Origin of the sequence: Idiomarina loihiensis L2TR (genome assembly GCF_000008465.1) — a bacterium.
Lineage (GTDB): Bacteria > Pseudomonadota > Gammaproteobacteria > Enterobacterales > Alteromonadaceae > Idiomarina > Idiomarina loihiensis.
This window is the reverse complement of sequence record NC_006512.1, coordinates 2062463-2081394: the sequence shown is the minus strand read 5'-3', so window position 1 is coordinate 2081394 and position 18932 is coordinate 2062463. Positions and strand designations below refer to the sequence as shown.

Annotated in this window: 20 protein-coding genes and 1 tRNA gene; 15 read left to right on the top strand and 6 right to left on the bottom strand. The window is 47.0% G+C overall.

The window, feature by feature from the left end:
* The first annotated feature begins 21 nt into the window (after positions 1-21).
* From parC to rraB, 3 genes are read left to right on the top strand one after another with little or no spacing between them, the layout of a single operon-like run.
* On the top strand, positions 22-2265 hold the full coding sequence (gene parC, locus IL_RS10045; protein ID WP_011235181.1) for a DNA topoisomerase IV subunit A: 2244 nt from the start codon (positions 22-24) through the stop codon (positions 2263-2265).
* Between the two features lie 13 nt (positions 2266-2278).
* Positions 2279-3019 carry a 1-acylglycerol-3-phosphate O-acyltransferase gene (locus IL_RS10040; RefSeq protein WP_011235180.1) on the top strand — a complete coding sequence of 247 codons (741 nt, stop codon included), beginning with the start codon at positions 2279-2281 and terminating at the stop codon, positions 3017-3019.
* The gene (gene rraB / locus IL_RS10035) at positions 3016-3402 is read left to right on the top strand and encodes a ribonuclease E inhibitor RraB (protein ID WP_011235179.1); all 387 of its coding nucleotides are present in this window, start codon (positions 3016-3018) and stop codon (positions 3400-3402) included. The genes IL_RS10040 and rraB overlap by 4 nt, the downstream gene beginning before the upstream one ends.
* 120 nt (positions 3403-3522) lie before the next feature.
* Here rraB and IL_RS10030 read toward each other — a convergent pair whose 3' ends face one another.
* The 3 genes from IL_RS10030 to pepA are packed head-to-tail and all read right to left on the bottom strand — an operon-like array spanning position 3523 to position 8336.
* Entirely contained in the window at positions 3523-6372 is a 2850-nt protein-coding gene (locus IL_RS10030) for a valine--tRNA ligase (protein WP_011235178.1), read from the bottom strand.
* 7 nt (positions 6373-6379) lie between these two features.
* Complete coding sequence (locus IL_RS10025) at positions 6380-6829, bottom strand: DNA polymerase III subunit chi (protein ID WP_011235177.1); 450 nt, start codon at positions 6827-6829, stop codon at positions 6380-6382.
* 1 nt (position 6830) lies between these two features.
* A complete protein-coding gene (pepA, locus tag IL_RS10020) occupies positions 6831-8336 on the bottom strand; it encodes a leucyl aminopeptidase (RefSeq protein ID WP_011235176.1) in 1506 nt (501 codons plus the stop codon).
* 133 nt (positions 8337-8469) lie between these two features.
* Between pepA and lptF the strand changes: the two genes are divergently transcribed.
* Both lptF and lptG read left to right on the top strand, forming a co-directional pair.
* Entirely contained in the window at positions 8470-9579 is a 1110-nt protein-coding gene (gene lptF, locus IL_RS10015; RefSeq protein ID WP_193330461.1) for an LPS export ABC transporter permease LptF, read from the top strand.
* Positions 9579-10649 (top strand): LPS export ABC transporter permease LptG, encoded by a 1071-nt coding sequence (lptG, locus tag IL_RS10010; protein WP_011235174.1) that lies wholly within the window; start codon positions 9579-9581, stop codon positions 10647-10649. The genes lptF and lptG overlap by 1 nt, the downstream gene beginning before the upstream one ends.
* 22 nt (positions 10650-10671) lie before the next feature.
* Here the strand turns inward: lptG and IL_RS10005 are convergent, their stop codons facing one another.
* Positions 10672-11181, bottom strand: a complete 510-nt coding sequence (locus tag IL_RS10005; protein WP_011235173.1) for an RDD family protein — start codon at positions 11179-11181, stop codon at positions 10672-10674.
* Positions 11182-11402: 221 nt separating this feature from the next.
* Between IL_RS10005 and IL_RS10000 the strand changes: the two genes are divergently transcribed.
* Positions 11403-11488 (top strand) — tRNA-Leu (locus tag IL_RS10000).
* 69 nt (positions 11489-11557) lie between these two features.
* Here the strand turns inward: IL_RS10000 and IL_RS09995 are convergent.
* Both IL_RS09995 and IL_RS09990 read right to left on the bottom strand, forming a co-directional pair.
* Positions 11558-12145, bottom strand: coding sequence for a hypothetical protein (locus IL_RS09995; protein WP_011235172.1), 588 nt, complete (start codon positions 12143-12145; stop codon positions 11558-11560).
* 37 nt (positions 12146-12182) lie between these two features.
* Positions 12183-12539, bottom strand: a complete 357-nt coding sequence (locus IL_RS09990; protein WP_016341380.1) for a hypothetical protein — start codon at positions 12537-12539, stop codon at positions 12183-12185.
* Positions 12540-12733: 194 nt separating this feature from the next.
* Here IL_RS09990 and rnr point away from each other — a divergent pair, with 194 nt between their 5' ends.
* The 9 genes from rnr to IL_RS09945 all read left to right on the top strand — a co-directional run bounded on the left by rnr (position 12734) and on the right by IL_RS09945 (position 18920).
* Positions 12734-15043: a ribonuclease R gene (gene rnr, locus IL_RS09985; protein ID WP_011235171.1), complete on the top strand. Its 2310-nt coding sequence runs from the start codon at positions 12734-12736 to the stop codon at positions 15041-15043.
* Positions 15040-15786, top strand: coding sequence for a 23S rRNA (guanosine(2251)-2'-O)-methyltransferase RlmB (gene rlmB / locus IL_RS09980; RefSeq protein WP_011235170.1), 747 nt, complete (start codon positions 15040-15042; stop codon positions 15784-15786). The genes rnr and rlmB overlap by 4 nt, the downstream gene beginning before the upstream one ends.
* Positions 15776-16207: a hypothetical protein gene (locus IL_RS09975; protein ID WP_011235169.1), complete on the top strand. Its 432-nt coding sequence runs from the start codon at positions 15776-15778 to the stop codon at positions 16205-16207. The genes rlmB and IL_RS09975 overlap by 11 nt, the downstream gene beginning before the upstream one ends.
* Before the next feature lie 137 nt (positions 16208-16344).
* A complete protein-coding gene (gene rpsF / locus IL_RS09970; RefSeq protein ID WP_011235168.1) occupies positions 16345-16695 on the top strand; it encodes a 30S ribosomal protein S6 in 351 nt (116 codons plus the stop codon).
* 24 nt (positions 16696-16719) lie between these two features.
* The gene (gene priB, locus IL_RS09965; protein ID WP_011235167.1) at positions 16720-17019 is read left to right on the top strand and encodes a primosomal replication protein N; all 300 of its coding nucleotides are present in this window, start codon (positions 16720-16722) and stop codon (positions 17017-17019) included.
* 10 nt (positions 17020-17029) lie between these two features.
* A complete protein-coding gene (rpsR, locus tag IL_RS09960; protein ID WP_011235166.1) occupies positions 17030-17257 on the top strand; it encodes a 30S ribosomal protein S18 in 228 nt (75 codons plus the stop codon).
* A gap of 41 nt (positions 17258-17298) precedes the next feature.
* On the top strand, positions 17299-17751 hold the full coding sequence (rplI, locus tag IL_RS09955) for a 50S ribosomal protein L9 (RefSeq protein ID WP_011235165.1): 453 nt from the start codon (positions 17299-17301) through the stop codon (positions 17749-17751).
* A 136-nt stretch (positions 17752-17887) separates the two neighbouring features.
* The gene (locus tag IL_RS09950) at positions 17888-18415 is read left to right on the top strand and encodes an RNA polymerase sigma factor (protein ID WP_011235164.1); all 528 of its coding nucleotides are present in this window, start codon (positions 17888-17890) and stop codon (positions 18413-18415) included.
* Positions 18405-18920 carry a hypothetical protein gene (locus IL_RS09945; protein WP_011235163.1) on the top strand — a complete coding sequence of 172 codons (516 nt, stop codon included), beginning with the start codon at positions 18405-18407 and terminating at the stop codon, positions 18918-18920. Before IL_RS09950 ends, IL_RS09945 begins: the two co-directional genes overlap by 11 nt.
* The last annotated feature ends 12 nt before the right edge of the window (positions 18921-18932 follow it).

Here is an 18932-nt window from a genome sequence, read left to right as displayed (position 1 = left end):
TGTGAGCAAGGAGAAGTCAGAATGACGACGGAAGTTACAGAAACCCGCCCACTGAGTCGCTTTACCGAAGAGGCCTACCTTAATTACTCCATGTACGTAATTATGGACAGGGCACTGCCAAATATTGGCGATGGCCTGAAACCGGTACAGCGACGCATTGTTTACGCAATGTCAGAGCTGGGTTTGTCTGCATTAGCAAAATATAAAAAATCGGCTCGTACCGTGGGTGACGTGCTGGGTAAGTTCCACCCGCATGGTGACAGCGCCTGTTATGAAGCAATGGTATTAATGGCGCAGCCCTTTACCTATCGTCATCCTCTGGTGGATGGTCAGGGTAACTGGGGTTCTCCGGATGACCCTAAGTCTTTTGCGGCTATGCGTTATACCGAAGCCCGGTTGTCTAAGTTCAGCGAAGTGCTGCTGAGTGAACTGGGTCAGGGCACAGTTGACTGGATACCGAACTTCGACGGTACCATGAAAGAACCACAGGTTCTGCCCGCGCGGTTACCTCATATATTATTGAACGGCGTTACCGGCATTGCTGTTGGTATGGCGACGGATATTCCTCCGCACAATGCCCGTGAAGTAGCAAATGCTTGTGCGATGTTACTGGAAAAGCCCGGCAGCCAGCTTGAAGATATAATGGAAGTGTTGAAGGGTCCGGATTATCCGACGGATGCAGAAATCATTACGCCGTCGGAAGACATCGTCAAACTGTATGAAACCGGGCGTGGCAGCATTAAAATGCGAGCTTGTTACAGCGTTGAAGACGGCGAAATTGTTATTACGGCGCTGCCACACCAAGCCTCAGGTGCAAGGGTTTTAGAGCAAATAGCGCATCAGATGCAGGCGAAAAAACTTCCTCTGGTATCTGACCTGCGGGATGAGTCTGACCACGAAAATCCGACCCGGTTGGTTGTGGTTCCGCGTTCAAATCGAGTCGATACCGAACAGTTAATGAACCACTTGTTTGCTACCACCGATTTAGAGAAGCAGTATCGGGTTAATCTGAATATTCTCGGCTTAGACGGTCGGCCAAAAGTGAAGCCTTTGGTGGGCATTTTGAAGGAGTGGCTGGAATTCCGTCAGACCACTGTTACCCGCCGTTTGCAGCATCGTTTAGATAAAGTGCTGGCGCGTTTGCATATTCTGGAAGGCTTACTCATTGCTTATCTGAATATTGATGAAGTTATTGAGATTATTCGTACAGAAGACAAGCCGAAAGAAGAACTGATGAGTCGCTTTGCGCTTACCGATAAGCAAGCTGAAGCGATTCTTGAATTGAAATTACGCCACTTAGCTAAATTGGAAGAAATGAAGCTGACTGGCGAACAAGATGAATTGAATAAAGAACGAGAAAAGCTTGAGACCTTGCTGGGCTCTGATCGTCGTCTGAAAACTTTGATTAAGAAAGAATTGCTGGCGGATGCTGAGAATTATGGTGATGAACGTCGTTCGCCTATTGTTGAACGTTCTGAAGCAAAAGCGCTAAGCGAACGAGACTTAACACCTGCTGAAGCGGTCACTGTTGTGCTCTCTAAAAAAGGCTGGGTACGTACAGCCAAAGGTCATGATATCGAGGGTGATAAGCTCAGTTATAAATCGGGCGACAGCTATCTTGCTTCGGCTGAAGGGAAGAGTAACCAACCGGTCGTTTTTCTTGATAGCTCAGGTAAGAGTTTCTCCTGTGAGGCACATCTACTTCCATCGGCACGGAGTCAGGGGGAACCTCTGACCGGACGTTTCAGTCTGGTTGCTGGTGAGAATGTCGAGCATGTTTTAATGGCAAAAGATGAAAGCCATTTGCTGCTGGCGTCTGACGCAGGCTACGGGTTTGTTTGTCAGTTTAGTGATTTAGTCAGCCGTAATAAAAATGGTAAAGCTATTATTACATTACCTACCGGGGCTAAGATCCTGCCGCCGAATAACGTGAATGACCTGCAACACGACAAAGTCATTGTTATTTCCAATGAGGGTCGGATGTTGGTGTTCCCGGTTGCAGACTTACCCCAGTTGAGCAAAGGAAAAGGGAATAAGTTAATCAGTATTCCGGCCTTAAGAGCGCAGTCCCGCGAGGAGTATGTGGTTGCTTTAGCTACCGCCGCGCCGGATGCCGCTATTACCCTGATTGCAGGTAAACGCAAACTGACTCTGAAGCCGGCTGATTTAGAACATTATTACGGAGAACGTGGTCGCCGGGGCAATAAACTGCCGCGCGGGTTACAACGTGTCGACGGAATAGTGGTTGAGGAAAACAAGGATTAATTGGGGAGTTTGAATGTTAGCCTTGTTGCGATGGTTGTTTCTTGGCGGTTTTGTTGTGGTGTTTGGTGTCGTAGGCTGCTTGTTTTGCATTGTCCGCCCTTTTCACCGTAACAATACCTATCGTTTTGCCCATATCTTTGGTTGGGCAATACGGGTTTTGGGGATGCGAATTGAGGTCAGCCGGCACCCGGATATCGAAAAGGGTGGGCCTTATGTCTTTATTTGTAATCATCAAAATAGCTGGGAAATTTTCACCATAGCAGCAATGCTGCCAAAAAATACGGTGACTGTTGGCAAGAAGAGCCTTAGGTGGATCCCCTTTTTCGGCTGGCTCTACTGGTTGGCAGGCAATATCCTTATAGACAGAAAAAATGCCGGTAAAGCCCATGGCACAATCGGGCAGACGGCTGATGTAATAAAGCGGCGCGATATTTCGGTATGGATGTTTCCAGAAGGCACTCGCAGTTACGGGCGTGGTTTGTTGCCATTTAAAAACGGTGCATTTCATACTGCTTTTCGTGCCCAGGTGGATGTCGTGCCGGTCTGCGTGTCTGAATTACACGGTAAGATAAAGATGAACCGCTGGAACAACGGTGTGTTAAAAGTGGCGTTTCTTGAACCGGTGAGAATTGCCAATTATCAGCGAGAGAACCTACGTGAATTAAGTGCTCACTGTCATCAAAAAATGGATGATAAAATTAAGCAGTTAAACGCGAGCATTGAGCAAGAACAGGCTAAAAAGGAAAAAACATGAGTCGAGATCTTAATGATCTACTTACGCAAAGTGAAGAAACTGTACAGGCTTTGATTGCTGATGGTGCAGAAACAGAACTCTTGTATGAAATTGAACATCACTTAGCCAGCCAGGACTTCACCAAATTGGAAAAAGCCGCTGTTGAACTGGTTAAGCAGGGGTATCATGTGGACGATGCCGACGAGTTTGAAGACGAACGTGGCAAGCGTTGGTTTGCGTTTATGGCGGTCACCGACGCTGAGCTTGATAACGATATTCTCAACCGTCAGGTGCGTGAAATAGCCGCTATTGCTGACGAATGCGAAGTTGAATACGACGGCTGGGGCACGCTGATTGAAGACGAAGAACTTGACGATGAAGACTTAGATGATGGAGAGGAATGAGCCTCTCTCAGCCTTTATTGGTAATTAAAGCAATAGTTTTGTTTAGAATAGATAACTTTAGAAAAAAGCCCGAATCTAATGATCCGGGCTTTTTTTGTTCAGCAATGGCGTCGTACAAAATTAGAGAGCTTTAATTTTGTCCTGCTGCTCCTGCAACTGTTTTAGCGTTGTTTCAGCCTCTGAAAGCTTTTCACGTTCTTTGGCAATGACCGCTTCAGGTGCTTTACTGACAAAGTTATCATTGCTTAACTTGCCATTCAGGCGCTGCCACTCTTTATTCGCTTTCTCAATAGACTTTTGCAGACGTTGCAGCTCAGCTTCTTTATCAATTAAACCGGCCATTGGAATGTGTAGCTTCAACGTATCAACCAGCGCAGTCATACTGGCTGGTGCGTCATCGTCGCTTTCAATAAACTCAATAGACTCCAGTTTTGCCAGGCTACTCAGGAAGCTTTCATTGTTTTGAATACGACCTTTTGCCATTGCATCGGCATTTGAGAGTAACAGCGGTAGCGGCTTATTCGGTGATAAGTCCATTTCACCGCGAATATTACGAATAGCCAAAATAACGCGCTTAAGCCACTCCATGTCCTGCATTGCCTGATGGCTGACGTTGTCCTCAACCCGCGGGAACGGCTGCAGCATAATAGTATCATCTGTATTACCAACCAGCGGTTTAACACGTTGCCAGATAGTTTCGGTAATGTAAGGCATAACCGGGTGTAGTAAACGCAGTAACTGCTCTAAAACATTCACCAGTGTGTGGCGGGTACCGCGTTGCTGTGATTCAGTACCATTTTGCAGCACCGGTTTAGTGAGCTCCAGATACCAGTCACAGAATTGGTTCCAGGTAAACTCGTACGCAATAGCCGCAGCCTGATCAAAACGGTAGGTATCCAAAGCCTGACGAAAATCTTTTACTGTGCTGTTAAAACGGGCAATGATCCATTCGTCTGCCAGTGACAGGGTCATATCGTCGTTTTCAAGCCCACAGTCATGTTCTTCGGTGCTCATCAGCACGTAACGGCTGGCGTTCCACAGCTTGTTACAGAAGTTGCGATAACCCTCCAGGCGTTTCATGTCCCAATTGATATCGCGACCTGTTGAGGCAAGCGCAGTTAATGTAAAACGCAGTGCATCGGTTCCGTGAGCGGTGATACCTTCTGGGAATTCCTTGCGGGTGCGCTTTTCAATTTTCTCGCGCATTTTAGGCTGCATCAAATTCGCAGTACGTTTAGCGACCAGCTCGTCAGCACTAATGCCGTCAATCATGTCCAGCGGATCTAATACATTACCTTTAGACTTAGACATCTTCTGGCCTTCCTCGTCACGAATAAGACCGGTCACATAGACCTTCTTAAACGGTACTTGCGGTTGGCCTTCTTCGTCTTTCATAAAGTGCATGGTCATCATGATCATGCGGGCAACCCAGAAGAAAATAATGTCAAAACCGGTAACCAGCACATCGGTCGGATGGAAGGTTTTTAAGTCCTCGGTATTTTTGGGCCACCCTAAAGTCGAAAACGTCCACAACGCCGAAGAGAACCAGGTATCCAGTACGTCTTCGTCCTGCTGTAACGGCGTATCGCCTAAATTATGTTTTTCCCGCACTTCTTCTTCGGTGCGACCAACATAGACATTGCCTTGTTCGTCGTACCATGCCGGAATGCGGTGTCCCCACCATAACTGACGCGAAATACACCAGTCCTGAATGTCGCGCATCCAGCTGAAATACATGTTCTCATACTGCTTGGGCACAAACTCAATGCGGCCATCTTCAACCGCTGCCGTAGCCTGTTTCGCCATAGGTTCAACGCGGACATACCACTGGTCGGTCAAATGCGGTTCAATAGGAACACCACCACGGTCGCCATAAGGTATTTTGTTGGTGTGCTTTTCAATTTTTTCCAGTAAACCAAGCTCGTCAAATTCGGCAACAAGCTGTTTACGAGCCTCGAAACGCTCTTTACCAGCGTACTGTTCAGGTAATATACCGTTAAATCCGTTCAGCTCTTCAAGCGTTTCACCCGTACTGGTGTAAAGGCCGGCTTTTGCCATAACATGAGCCGTGTCATCAAAAATGGAAATCATGCCAGTTTGATGACGCTTGCCAATTTCGTAGTCGTTAAAATCATGTGCCGGGGTTACCTTTACGCAACCGGTACCGAATTCGCTGTCAACGTGATGGTCGGCAACTATCGGAATACGGCGGTTAACAATAGGTAACTCAAGGAATTTACCGACTAAATGAGCGAAACGCTCGTCGTCGGGATGCACGGCAACACAAACATCGCCTAACATGGTTTCCGGGCGGGTGGTCGCGACCACCAAATGGTCTTTACCGTCTTCCGTTTTCTCACCATCGGCGAGCGGATAGCGTAAATACCAGATATAACCTTGTTGTTCTTTGTTCTCGACTTCTAAGTCAGAAATAGCGGTCTGCAGAGCAGGATCCCAGTTTACCAGGCGCTTACCACGGTAAATCAGGTTGTCTTCGTGCAGTTTTACGAACACTTCACGGACCGCATCTGAAAGGCCTTCGTCCATAGTGAAACGTTCGCGATCCCAGTCTACTGAGTCGCCCAGGCGGCGCATTTGTTGGGTAATAGTGCCGCCCGATTGTTCTTTCCACTCCCAGATTTTATCGATGAACGCGTCACGACCGAGCTCCTGACGGGTTTGTCCCTGAGCCGCTAACTGGCGCTCAACAACCATTTGCGTGGCGATACCGGCGTGGTCAGAACCTACTTGCCAAAGGGTATTAAGGCCGTCCATGCGCTGGTAACGGGTAAGCGTATCCATAATCGTGTGTTGGAAGGCATGACCCATATGCAGACTGCCGGTAACATTGGGCGGCGGAATCATAATCGAGTAGGGATCGCCTTTACCTGAAGGCTTAAAATAGCCTTTGTCTTCCCATTGTTGGTAGAGATCTTGTTCTATCGCTGCAGGGGAGTATGTTTTATCCATAATGACCTTACTTCTGTTCGGATGTCAGGGGCTCGGTTTGCATTTGGCAACCGCGCGCCCTGTAATGTTTGTAACGCTCGCGAGCTGTTTTTTTGCCATTGTCATCGGCTGGAACAATGTCATAGAGCTGTTGGCTCTGCTGGGCTTGTACCGGAATCTCTTCCGCCAGGTTAAACAGTGCATAACCCGGACGGTTTTTTACTGCATCCGCCTCAGGCCAGCAAAACTCTACCGGAGCACCAGTGGCCGGGCCTTCGCCGTGTAAGTTATGCGGAATAAAAGCATCACTTGGTTGTTGCCACAAGAGTTCGTCCAAAGCTTCAGCCTGCTGCTGATTACGCGCCCAGACCCGCAACTTTTTATGCTTTCGGTACAGTTGCGCTATCTTATCGCAGATAAGCCGGTTTTGCTCATCTTCAGCTTCGTCCGGCATTAAGAAAAAGGTGGCTGACGACATTTTATTCAGCTGCCTCGGTGTTGCACCGGTTAATTAAGAACTGAGTTAACAGTGGAACCGGGCGCCCCGTTGAACCTTTGTCTTTACCACCTTGCCAGGCAGTACCTGCGATATCCATGTGCGCCCAGTTGTACTTTTTAGTGTAACGCGAGAGGAAACAGGCAGCAGTAATAGTACCAGCTTCACGACCGCCAATATTCGCCATATCCGCGAAAGGACTGTCCAGCATCGACTGATACTCGTCCCAAAGCGGCATGCGCCAGGCTTTATCGCCACTTTGCTGGGCTGCATTCAGAATTTCGTGTGCTAGCGGGTTGTGCTGGCTGAGCACGGCAGAAGCATGACTGCCTAAAGCAATAACGCAGGCGCCTGTGAGAGTCGCTAAGTCAATCACCGATTCAGGTTCAAACCGCTCAATATAAGTGAGGGTATCGCACAATACCAGTCGGCCTTCTGCGTCAGTATTGAGTACTTCAACGGTTTGGCCGCTCATCGTGGTTAATATGTCACCCGGGCGGTATGCTTTGCCATCTGGCATGTTCTCACAACCGGCGACCGTGCCAATAACGTTAATAGGTAGCTGCAATTCGGCCAGAGCCTGCATGGCACCTAAAACACCAGCTGCGCCGCCCATATCGTATTTCATTTCATCCATATTGGCGGAGGGCTTAATTGAAATACCGCCAGAATCAAATGTCAGACCTTTACCAACCAGCACAATGGGAGCTTGATCATCGGCTGCGCCTTTATAATGCATTAATGTGAGTACTGACTCATGCTCGGAACCCCGGCCTACCGCTAAGTATGCATTCATACCCAGCTTTTCCATTTCGGCTTCTTCAACCGTGGCAACCGTTAAATTGTCGTAATTATCAGCCATTAATTTGGCTTGATCGGCCAGATAACGAGGCGTGCAAATGTTAGGCGGCATATTTGCTACGTTGCGGCAAATATCCATTCCGGTTGCCACGGCTAATGCATGCTGCACAGCTTGTTCGCCCAAAGCCAGTTCTTTACGGCTTGGAACGTTAAAAACCAATTTGCGTAACGGGCGGCGAGGCTCTTCTTTTTTACTTTTGAGCTCATTAAAGTTGTACAATGTTGCCCGTGCAGACTCTACCGCCTGGCGAACTTTCCAGTAGGTATCGCGACCTTTAACGTGCAGTTCACTAAGAAAGCACACCGCTTCCATTGAACCTGTTTCGTTCAAAGTGTTCATAGTACGAGCGATAATCTGGCGGTACTGACGCTCATCGAGTTCGCGTTCTTTACCACAGCCGACCAGTAAAACTCGTTCGGCAAGAATATTCGGGACATGATGTAACAGCAAAACCTGGCCGGATTTACCTTCGAGGTCTCCGCGGCGTAATAGGTTGCTTAAATAACCATCACTGACTTTGTCTAATTGTTCGGCAACGCCAGACAGACGACGAGGTTCAAATACGCCAACAACGATACAAGCAGAGCGTTGTTTTTCCGGATTACCACTTTTGACGCTGAACTCCATGACAGTGCTCCTGTTTCAGGTGGCTTCAATGCCTGCTATAGTTTCGCTATAAAGACACTTTGTTGTTAAAATAACAAGTTTACTTAAAAATCACAGCTATTCCAGTAAAAACCTAAGTTATGAGTGAACGCCAGTGCGCATATTCCGATATTTGATCAGTGAAACCTTGAAGTCGCAGCTTGCTGTGCTTTTTATCCTGATGACAATTTTTGTCAGTCAGAAATTTGTCCGTGTGTTATCGGATGCGTCAGAAGGGGACATACCGGGCGCTATTATTTTTCAGCTGTTGTCGTTGAACCTGCCGGCATTATTGTCACTGATTTTGCCTCTTAGCCTGTTTTTAGGGATTTTACTGGCTCACGGACGTATCTACGCCGACAATGAAATGACCGTTTTGCACGCTTGTGGCGTCAGTGAGTGGTACGTAACCCGGGTAACGCTGGTGCTCTCACTGATTCTGGCTATTATCACCGCGTCTTTTACTTTGTGGCTGGTGCCCTGGTCGCTTGATCAGGAGCAAAAACTAGAAGATAAAGCTCGTTCAGAAAGCGGACTCACCGCGCTTATGCCGGGGCGATTTCAGCAAGCCAGCAACCAGAAGGCGGTTATTTTTGTACAACGTGTTGGCGATGAGGGTGATTTGGAGGAAGTTTTTGTTGCGCAGCACACGCACAATCAGGGCGAGTTACAGTCCGGTAGTGTGGTGATGGCCAAAACCGGCAAAGTGATTAGTGAAACAACCGGCTCGCAATGGCTGGAGCTGGGTCAGGGAAAACGTTATGCCGGCGATGACGACAGCTATCAGATGATGTCGTTCGACAGTTATCAATTGCAAATTAAAGAGCAGCAGGCAAGTGAGCAATTACGAAAACTTGAGGCTTACCCAACTGTTGAACTGTTATCGCGGAAAGAACCGGCAGCGATTGCTGAATTACAGTGGCGTATTGCTATTCCGCTGGCAATGCCGTTACTGACACTTATTGCGGTGCCACTAAGCCGGGTAAACCCGCGTCAGGGTAAGTTCGGAAGAATGGCGCCGGCGCTGCTTATTTATCTGGGGTACTTTTTATTGCTTATGGCAGCTAAGTCAGCCATTCGGGACGGCGTTATTCCGCCTATTATTGGCTTGTGGTGGATACACTTCATTTTGCTGATTTTTGGGTTGGCTCTGGTGGGTAAGGGGCGTCCGCTCGGGTTGAGGTTACTGGCAAACTTGCGCTTTGGCGCTGCGCGGGGGCACTGATGTTTAGTATTTTAGATAAGTACATTGGGCTTTCCGTATTACGGACATCGCTTTTAAGTCTGGCCGTATTAACCGGGCTTTCCTCGTTAATCCGCTTTGTGGAGCAGCTTAAAGCGGTGGGTCGCGGCGACTACAATGTTATGGATGCGGCGCTCTTTGTGTTTTACAGCCTGCCGCGCGATGTTGAAACTTTCTTTCCAATGGCCGCTTTACTCGGCGGGCTCATTGGCGTGGGGATGCTTGCCAGTAACTCGGAACTGGTGGTCATGATGGCCGCCGGGCGGTCGCGTTTAAATATTATTGGCGCGGTAATGAAGTCAGCTATTATTATGATGGTCGCGGTTATGGCCATTGGAGAGTGGATAGCGCCGCCTATGGAAGCTCAGGGCCGGGCCATACGTTCACAGGCTATTTCCGGCGGTAGCTTAATATCTGCTCAGCAGGGAGTGTGGGCAAAAGATGGCTCGGACTTTATCAATATTGGCGAAGTAGAGGATACCGGACGGCTTAACGACGTATTAATTTACGACTTTAACGACAATCGTGAGTTGCAAAAAGTAACTTACGCCCGGACCGCTAATTTCAGTGGTGACAAATGGCGCATGCAGCAGGTAACTGTAACTCAGCTTGATGATATCCGAATGTTACGTGATGAAAAGCCTAGTATGGTTTGGCAGTCGAGTTTAACGCCGGACAAACTTGGAGTGGTGACTATAAAACCAGAGTCGCTTTCTATTACTGGGCTGTTGGACTACTTAACCTACCTAGAGAGTAACCAGCAATCCGCGGAGCGCTACGAGTTGGCGTTATGGCGGAAACTTTTCGCACCGATTACGGTAGCGGTTATGCTGTTGGTGGCCTTGTCTTTTATTTTTGGCCCGCTGCGATCAACAACAATGGGTGCCCGAATATTACTTGGTGTTATTACTGGTTTTGGCTTTCATGTGAGTAACGAAATTTTTGGTCCGTTGGCTCAGGTTTATCAAATTCCGGCTATTCTGGGAGCTTTATTACCCAGTATTTTATTTGCCGGAGTGGCCGTTTACTTTATGCGAGGGCGTACGGCCTGACAATTGGCCGTACCTCTATAGGCTAAAGTTCATTCCAGTAGAACAGCTGATTTGCTTCTTTTGAAAGCGTGACAACTTCGGTGCCGGCAGCGTAATCATGCCAGGCACGTTTGTTTTTAAAATCTACCAGAACCCAGAGGTTTCCAAGGCCTGCACAACAAGTAATCAGCCTGATAAAAACCTGGCGATTAGTCAGCCTCGAACCATCACGGTTTTGAAGTTTCAGGCGCCACGCGCGCATACCTAAGGTTTGACCCGAACGTTTCCAGAACCAGCCAAAAAATAGCGAAACAACGGAAAGAAGATACAAGCTGTACCAAGGTCCCTGGGCTAACCAGGCGGCGTGATCCATTCCTTCGGGCAACACTAACCAGTCAAGAGTAGTCAGCAGCGCGGCAAAGAGTAAAGCCAAGGCTGAAGCGAGCATAATAATAGCTACGGCGACTAAAAAGTCATAAACCCAGGAGACAAAACGTCTGGGAAAGCCGGCACTGGGGAAACTGGCGTGTAATTTCTGTGCTGCGGAACTCATGTGAAACTCATTTAACTCAATAGTGCGTTAATCATATCACGAGCAAAGCGGGCTGACAGCTACCTCCGTTTTACTCTCAGTTGTACTCTTAGCTGTATAAGGAATCAGCAGTTAGTTGGATTATAAGGTGTTTTAGTGAATTATTGCTTGATTAGAGAGAGTGGACGAGTATAATTCCGTCCCGTTGCTTTGTTATGCAACGCCTTCACCTTATAAAGCATGGCGCTGTGGTGGAATTGGTAGACACGCCTGATTCAAAATCAGGTTCCTTCTGGGAGTGACGGTTCAAGTCCGTCCAGCGCCACCAAGTTTTTCCCTTCGTAGTTGGTACTGAAGATGCCAGAAGCGCAAAAGCACTTCTGACATATAATTGATTTCAGTCAATGACCTCATGATGATTTATCGCTGAAATAATTTCCGCAAAAGTTGAGGGCAGGTGATAAACGTTTACTGACTCCCCTGTTAATTCAGCTATTCTAAGAGATGACACTACGCCACAGACTTCTCCATCGTTAATCACGAGAAGAAAGTCGCGGCCACTGGCTTTGAGAGTTGCCGCTGCGTCACCGATTTTAGCTTTCTTTAAGTCCTCAAGTCTTACCTGTGGTAATGCCACCAGAGGTAACATCAACTCTTTTACTGCCAATTCCCGCCAGCCAATTTGCTTGACGGTACTTAGCTGAGTTGCTTTGCGTCCGTGAAGCTCACGCAATGCCAGTAAACCTGTCATTTCATCACTTTGATTTTTTATGCAGGCGTAGCGGAGGTTGGCATTACGAAGCTTTTGCTCTGCGTCGCTGACCAGAGTGCTCTCCTTTATTTCTAGAGGAGATACTTTTGTGAAATCATCAACAACATGCGTAGCACTATCGTGCCAGCTAATTAACGGTTGATGCTCATAGTTGTGGTGTATTGCAATTTTATCGGCTGCAGAAGACCATTGAATTTCTTTAAACTCACTCATGACAAACTCCTTTAAAAATTAAAAAAATACAGAATTTTTAAAGGTGAGCGGGTGGCCCCCGGACGAGATGCCAATTCCATTGGGTAAGCTTCGGTTCGCTTTTCTCCTGAGATAGAGGAGCAAGCGCTAAGACGTTTTGAAAAACTCGTGAGGATGCGTCGATTGCTTTATCGAATTCGGGATCTTCTGCCTGAATTTCAGATATAGGCGATGACAGGTCTACAATGAAAACAGCGTTGGAATTTTGCTGCGCCGTTAGCTGTTTTTCACTAATTTCGCCAGATGCGGCGTAGCTGGCTGTACTGAAAACGATGAGTAATAAACACAGCAATACCCGATAGCTCCACTGTTGGAGCCCGTTTAATTCGGTTGTAGTTGCTGAATATTTTTGCATTTTTTGATCTTCGTAAATGTTCCAGTTCTCAAATTAGAGTATATAAGACGATTCGACAACTCATTTTTTTACCTATTAAGTAGTACATGGGTACGTTTTGTTCAAAATACAAGCTAAGCACTGACATTATGACTTTCAGCACGTATACTGTTGCCCATCGGTCCTCCTTAACCGTGCAACTACAATAGGATTCTATGTCAGATAATCAACAGAACAACAGTACGCCAGAATATGAAGTTGAAATTCCGGGCCGTGAGCAATTGCTTGAACTTGTAACCTCAAACAGTAAACCGGTTCAGTTTGATGAGTTCATTCGTCACTTTGGTTTAGATGATGAGCGCCAGGCAATTGGTTTGAAACGGCGTTTGCGCGCTATGGAGCGCGACGGACAGCTTATATACAGTAAAGCGAATGCTTATGGTCTGCCCGAGCGTATGGATTTGATCAAAGGTCGTATCATTGGTCATAAAGATGGTTTTGGATTTTGTCAGACTGAAGATGGCGGTAAAGACCTGTTTATTCCACATCATCAAATGTATTCAGTTTTGCATGGTGATCGCGTACTGGTTAAAACCAGTGGTAAAGATAGCCGAGGTCGCACCGAGGGGCGTATCGTTAGAGTTACAGAGCCCCGCGACAGTAATATTGTTGGCCGTTACTTCGTTGAACATGATCTGGGCATAGTAGTACCGGACGATGGCCGTATTAGTCAGGATATTCTTATTCCTGATGCGGATAAAAATGGCGCGCGTCATGGACAGCTTGTGGTCGTTGAAATTACCCGACGTCCAAGTCGCCGAACCAGCCCAATTGGTCGTGTCAGCGAGGTGCTGGGTGAACATATGGCACCAGGCATGGAAATTCAGGTCGCTATTCGTGAGCACGATATTCCTACCGAATGGCCAACTGAAGTTGACGAAGAGCTGAAAAAATATAGCGAAGAAGTGCCAGCCGAGGCTTACGAGGGCCGTAAAGACTTACGTGACCTGCCGCTTATTACTATCGATGGTGAAGACTCTCGCGACTTTGATGATGCCGTTTGCTGCGTGCAGGAAGAAAAAGGCTGGCGCCTTTGGGTAGCAATTGCCGATGTGTCTTACTATGTTCGTCCGGACACCGTTCTTGATAAAGCCGCAACAGAACGCGGTAATTCAGTTTATTTCCCCAGCAATGTTATTCCAATGCTACCGGAAAAACTGTCTAATGGTTTGTGTTCATTAAACCCCGATGTCGACCGTTTGTGCATGGTTGCAGAAATGGAATTGGGACCTCGTGGAAAACTCAAGTCCACAGAGTTTTATCCGGCAGTAATGAAAAGCCATGCGCGACTGACTTACAATAAAGTTAAAAAGCTACTTGATGGCGATGAAGAACTGCAACAGCAGTACCAGCATGTCATGGACAATGTGCAGGAACTGGAGCGACTTTATAACGCATTAAGTGCAGCTCGTAAGCGCCGCTCAGCTATTGAGTTTGATACGCAGGAAACCCGCTTTATTTTTAATGCTCAGCGTAAAATTGAGAGTATCGAACCGGTTAAACGTCATGTTGCTCACAAAATTATTGAAGAGTGCATGATTATGGCAAACGTGGCCTCTGCTCAGCTTATTGAGTCAGATAAAGAAGTTGGCGCGTTGTTCCGCGTGCATGAAACTCCGGCTGACGAACGACTGAACAACTTCCGCAGTTTTCTTGGCGAACTGGGTCTGAACCTGGAAGGCGGTGATGAACCATCTCCGAAAGACTATGCGACTTTGCTTGAGCAAGTGAAAGATCGTCAGGATCATGAACTGATTGAAACCATGTTGTTGCGCTCTATGCAGCAGGCGGTATATCAACCAGAGAATAAAGGGCACTTTGGCTTGGCATTGAAGTCTTACGCGCACTTTACCTCACCTATTCGTCGTTACCCGGATCTTATTTTGCACCGCGCGATAAAAGCAATTTTACGCAAGAAAAAAGGTGAAGAGAAAGGCTTAGTGGGTGCATGGGCATACTCTGATAAGCAATTGGATGAACTGGGTGTACATACCTCAATGACCGAGCGACGTGCAGATGATGCTACCCGCCAGGTTGACGAATGGCTGAAGTGTGAGTTCATGCTAGACCATATTGGTATGGAGTTTGAGGGCGTTATTTCCTCAGTCACCAATTTTGGCTTGTTCGTGCGCTTAAGTGACTACCAAATTGACGGTCTTATTCATATTAGTAACCTCGACAACGACTACTATCACTTTGATCAGCAAAAAGGAATGCTAATCGGAGAGAACAGCAACAGCGTTTTCCGTCTGGGTGATAATGTGAAAGTCAAAGTGAAAGACGTGAATCTGGACGATCGTAAAATTGATTTAACTTTGCTGGAAGCGACGAGTCCGGGTGGCCAGAAACGAAATATGCCAGCTAAAGGTTCAGGCAAAGGTAAGAGAAAAGGACAGTCTCGTGGAAAAGGCGGCCAGCGGAAAAGCGGTAATCGCAGCAGCAATAAGGGACGTAGCAAGTCATGAGTCAAAAAGTGACCGTATTTGGCTTGCACGCGGTGCGGGCCATATTAAAAAATCATCCAGACCGTTTGGTAGAGCTCTACGTTTCTAAAGAGCGTCAGGATGATTCGGTGCGTGACATTGTCAATCAATGCCATGCAACTGGCGTCAGACCTCAATGGGTGCCTAAACAAGCTTTGGAAAAACGAGCGGAAGGCGGTAACCACCAGGGCGTTGTGGCGACCGTTCAGTCGCCGCCTACTTTAACTGAGCACGACTTGCCTAAATTACTGGAACAAAGTCAGCAGGCCGGGTTGTTCTTAATACTCGATGGCGTGACCGACCCGCATAATTTAGGTGCTTGCCTGCGCACGGCCGATGCAGCAGGGGTTACGGGCGTTATTGTACCAAAAGACAAGTCGGCTCAAATTACTCCAACCGTGCGTAAGGTGGCGTCGGGTGCTGCCGAGAACGTTCCTCTTGTTGTGGTCACCAACTTAGCCAGGGCGCTTCGTGACTTACAGGAATTGGGCGTGTGGGCATACGGCACAGCAGGCGAAGCAACTCAATCTGTTTATGATGTTGATTACAGAGGGCCTGTCGCTTTGGTTATGGGTGCCGAAGGTAAAGGTATGAGACGTCTTACCCGCGAAACCTGTGACGATTTAGTCTCCATTCCTTTGTCTGGTAGTGTCAGTAGCTTAAATGTTTCTGTAGCCAGTGGTGTTTGCTTATTTGAGGTTGTCAGACAGCGCAATGGATCTTAAACGTCGCCTTTTGCCTATAGCCATTGCCTTAGCAATGGTCGCAGTATTGTTTGTCAGTTGGACGCCTAACTGGGAATCACCAACCTGGCTGCGTTCAGAGAAACCCTATGTCGCTTTTCATTTTGACGTTGAGGATGACGCAACCCAGTCTGTGCAGAACCTTGCCTTTGATATTAGTAATCGACTGGATGTCAGGCACGAATGGCACAGAGTCGAGGATAGTAATGCTGAATGGCAAGTCACTCTTGTATTCGCTGAACAGCAGGATGCGGTGCAAATTGATGCTACAGCTCGTCGCCAGGGCAAAATCGTAGACAATATTGTGGTTCGTGGCGACAAAGCCGTAGCAAACGAATTGGCCGACCGCGTTGTTGCTTTACTCAGCTCCCGCATTGAAAAAGCCCATAAAAACGCCGATTAATTTGCAATTGGCGTTCATTTTAGTTAGTATCGCGCGGCTTAAATCAGCCATATTTTCATTTTACTGAATGTGTTCCTTGCTTCTATGTTAGTGCGGCTGAGCTAAACTGAGGCTATACGAACCAAAAGGAAACTGTAATGCGTCATTACGAAATCGTATTTATGGTCCACCCGGACCAGAGCGAGCAAGTACCTGGCATGATCGAGCGCTACAGCGAAACGATCAAGCAAGGTGGTGGTCAAATCCATCGTTTAGAAGACTGGGGCCGTCGTCAATTGGCTTACCCAATCAACAAACTGCACAAAGCGCACTATGTTCTGTTGAACATTGAAGCGTCTGCAGAGGTTGTGGAAGAGCTTGAAACTGCATTCCGTTATAACGATGCGGTATTGCGCAATATGATCATGCGCAAAAAAGAATCTATTACTGAGCCTTCGCCGCTGACTAAGCCGAAGGAAGATCGTAAAGGTGACAGTGAAGCAGCGTAAGCTTGCTGACTTTCAATAGCCCTTATGAATCGACTGCATTTAACCGGAACACTTGGCAAAGTACCTAAGCTGGAAACCAGCCCGTCAGGTATTGAGCATTTACAATTAGTGATTGAACATCGGTCTATGCAACCGGAAGCTGGTATGAATCGTCAATCTTATGTGCGTATTCAGGTCGTTTTAAGTGGTGAAGGTTTACAACACTGGTTAGAAAAATTGACGGTGGGTTGTGAAGTTCTGGCAGAAGGTTTTCTGCACCGTCACGAGGATAGCAATGGCTCACCTCGTTTGGTACTTCATGCTCAGCATCTCGAATTGATTTAAGGAGACCATCATGGCTCGTTTTTTTCGTCGCCGCAAATTCTGCCGCTTTAAAGCAGATGGCGTAAAAGAAATTGATTATAAAGATATCGCTACGCTTAAGAACTACATTACTGAAACTGGTAAAATCGTTCCTAGCCGTATTACTGGAACATCCGCTAAGTATCAGCGTCAGTTAGCGCGCGCTATCAAGCGTGCTCGTTATTTGTCACTGCTGCCTTATACTGACTCACATCAGTAAGCTAGCACCGGTTCGATTACCAAAAGTAGAGGTAGCGAGAAATGAATGTCATTTTGTTAGATAAAATTGCTAACTTGGGAAGCCTTGGCGATCAAGTCAGTGTAAAATCTGGTTACGCACGTAACTTTCTTTTCCCACAGGGAAAAGCTGTACCTGCAACCAAAAGCAACGTTGATCTATTCGAACAACGTCGTGCTGAGTATGAAGCGAAATTAGCGGATCAATTAGCTGCTGCTCAAGCTCGCGCTGAAAAAGTAAATGCTTTAGATGCAGTAACTATTGCTTCTAAAGCTGGTGATGAAGGCAAACTATTTGGCTCTATCGGTACTCGCGACATCGCAGATGCAGTAACAGCTGCTGGCGTTGAAGTGAAGAAGAGCGAAGTATTAATGCCGCATGGTACATTACGTGAAGTCGGTGAGTTTGATATTGAACTGCACTTGCACGCTGATGTATTTGCAAACATTACATTGAAAGTTGTACCGGCTGAATAAGTCGTTACGGTTTTATCAAAAAGCTGCCTCCGGGCAGCTTTTTTTTTTGGGGAAAAAATGTTTCCTGTAAACCTTCCTGATGTCTGTGTCGTCTAAACTACTATATTGATAATAAAGTGTGCCTAGGGAGAGAGCGTTGCAAAGCGAAACGGCCTGTGAAGATGTGCGACTGGCTGCGCAGGGTGATGTAGAAGCTTTTCAGCGCCTATATCATTTATATATACGGCAAGTATACGGGCTGGTATTGCGTTTGTGCGCAGACAGAACATTGGCGGATGACGTCGTTCAAGAAGTGTTCGTGCAACTTTGGCAGAAACTTAGCTCTTTTCGTGGCGAGGCAAAGTTTAGCAGTTGGCTTTATCGTGTAGCGACAAATATCTGTCTGACTGAAATGCGCAAACGAAACCGTTGGTTTTCCAGGTTTTTATCTCAAGAGCATAAGGCCCATGAGGAGTTTGATGAAGGGGAGATGGATATTCATCAACTCGATAGATTGATTTTTAAGCTCCCTGAGCAAACCCGGCAAGTTTTTGTTTTGCATGCGTTGCAGGGAGAATCTCATCAACAAATTGCGAATTGGCCGGGAATTGCAGTGGGGACAAGTAAAGCACAGTTTCACCGGGCCCGTAAAAAATTGGAGGAGTCACTTCAGGATGGCAAATAATGAAGAGTACCAAAAGTTCGAAAGTCGACTCGAAGAAATTAAGCTCAGCGGGATTAACCCTAGCAAAGATTTTTGGCCCGAAATTGAAAGGCAAATTGATTATCCGATATCGCGAAGAAGGTCTAAAACAACTTTTTGGCAAGGAGCCTTGGCCGCCAGTTTTTTGATTGCTCTCTTTATGACTGGATGGCTGTTCAGTTCTTTGCCGCCAGCAGAAAAAACGGTATCCGGATTCTACTTGTTAGCTGAAGAAATGAATGCTGAACAGCGACAGCAGCTGTATAGTCTACGCACAGGTTATGAAATGGCGGGGTATCATCAACTTAATGGTGAAATTGAAGCTCAGCTAATGCAATTGGCGTTAGCCAGGCAGGACATTACTGAATCGTTAAGGCTTAGCCCCGGGGATCCGAGTTTATTGGAATTGTTACGCTGGGTAAATGAGCAAGAGCTGAAATTACTAAATCAGTCTTATACGTTGAATAATAATTTACGAGAAATATAAACAGGAGAAAGA

Coding starts and splice junctions, on each gene's coding strand:
- parC (WP_011235181.1), top strand. CDS start 22: ATGACGACGGAAGTTACAGAAACCCGCCCACTGAGTCGCTTTACCGAA.
- IL_RS10040 (WP_011235180.1), top strand. CDS start 2,279: ATGTTAGCCTTGTTGCGATGGTTGTTTCTTGGCGGTTTTGTTGTGGTG.
- rraB (WP_011235179.1), top strand. CDS start 3,016: ATGAGTCGAGATCTTAATGATCTACTTACGCAAAGTGAAGAAACTGTA.
- IL_RS10030 (WP_011235178.1), bottom strand. CDS start 6,372: ATGGATAAAACATACTCCCCTGCAGCGATAGAACAAGATCTCTACCAA.
- IL_RS10025 (WP_011235177.1), bottom strand. CDS start 6,829: ATGTCGTCAGCCACCTTTTTCTTAATGCCGGACGAAGCTGAAGATGAG.
- pepA (WP_011235176.1), bottom strand. CDS start 8,336: ATGGAGTTCAGCGTCAAAAGTGGTAATCCGGAAAAACAACGCTCTGCT.
- lptG (WP_011235174.1), top strand. CDS start 9,579: ATGTTTAGTATTTTAGATAAGTACATTGGGCTTTCCGTATTACGGACA.
- IL_RS10005 (WP_011235173.1), bottom strand. CDS start 11,181: ATGAGTTCCGCAGCACAGAAATTACACGCCAGTTTCCCCAGTGCCGGC.
- IL_RS09995 (WP_011235172.1), bottom strand. CDS start 12,145: ATGAGTGAGTTTAAAGAAATTCAATGGTCTTCTGCAGCCGATAAAATT.
- IL_RS09990 (WP_016341380.1), bottom strand. CDS start 12,539: ATGCAAAAATATTCAGCAACTACAACCGAATTAAACGGGCTCCAACAG.
- rnr (WP_011235171.1), top strand. CDS start 12,734: ATGTCAGATAATCAACAGAACAACAGTACGCCAGAATATGAAGTTGAA.
- rlmB (WP_011235170.1), top strand. CDS start 15,040: ATGAGTCAAAAAGTGACCGTATTTGGCTTGCACGCGGTGCGGGCCATA.
- IL_RS09975 (WP_011235169.1), top strand. CDS start 15,776: ATGGATCTTAAACGTCGCCTTTTGCCTATAGCCATTGCCTTAGCAATG.
- rpsF (WP_011235168.1), top strand. CDS start 16,345: ATGCGTCATTACGAAATCGTATTTATGGTCCACCCGGACCAGAGCGAG.
- priB (WP_011235167.1), top strand. CDS start 16,720: ATGAATCGACTGCATTTAACCGGAACACTTGGCAAAGTACCTAAGCTG.
- rpsR (WP_011235166.1), top strand. CDS start 17,030: ATGGCTCGTTTTTTTCGTCGCCGCAAATTCTGCCGCTTTAAAGCAGAT.
- rplI (WP_011235165.1), top strand. CDS start 17,299: ATGAATGTCATTTTGTTAGATAAAATTGCTAACTTGGGAAGCCTTGGC.
- IL_RS09945 (WP_011235163.1), top strand. CDS start 18,405: ATGGCAAATAATGAAGAGTACCAAAAGTTCGAAAGTCGACTCGAAGAA.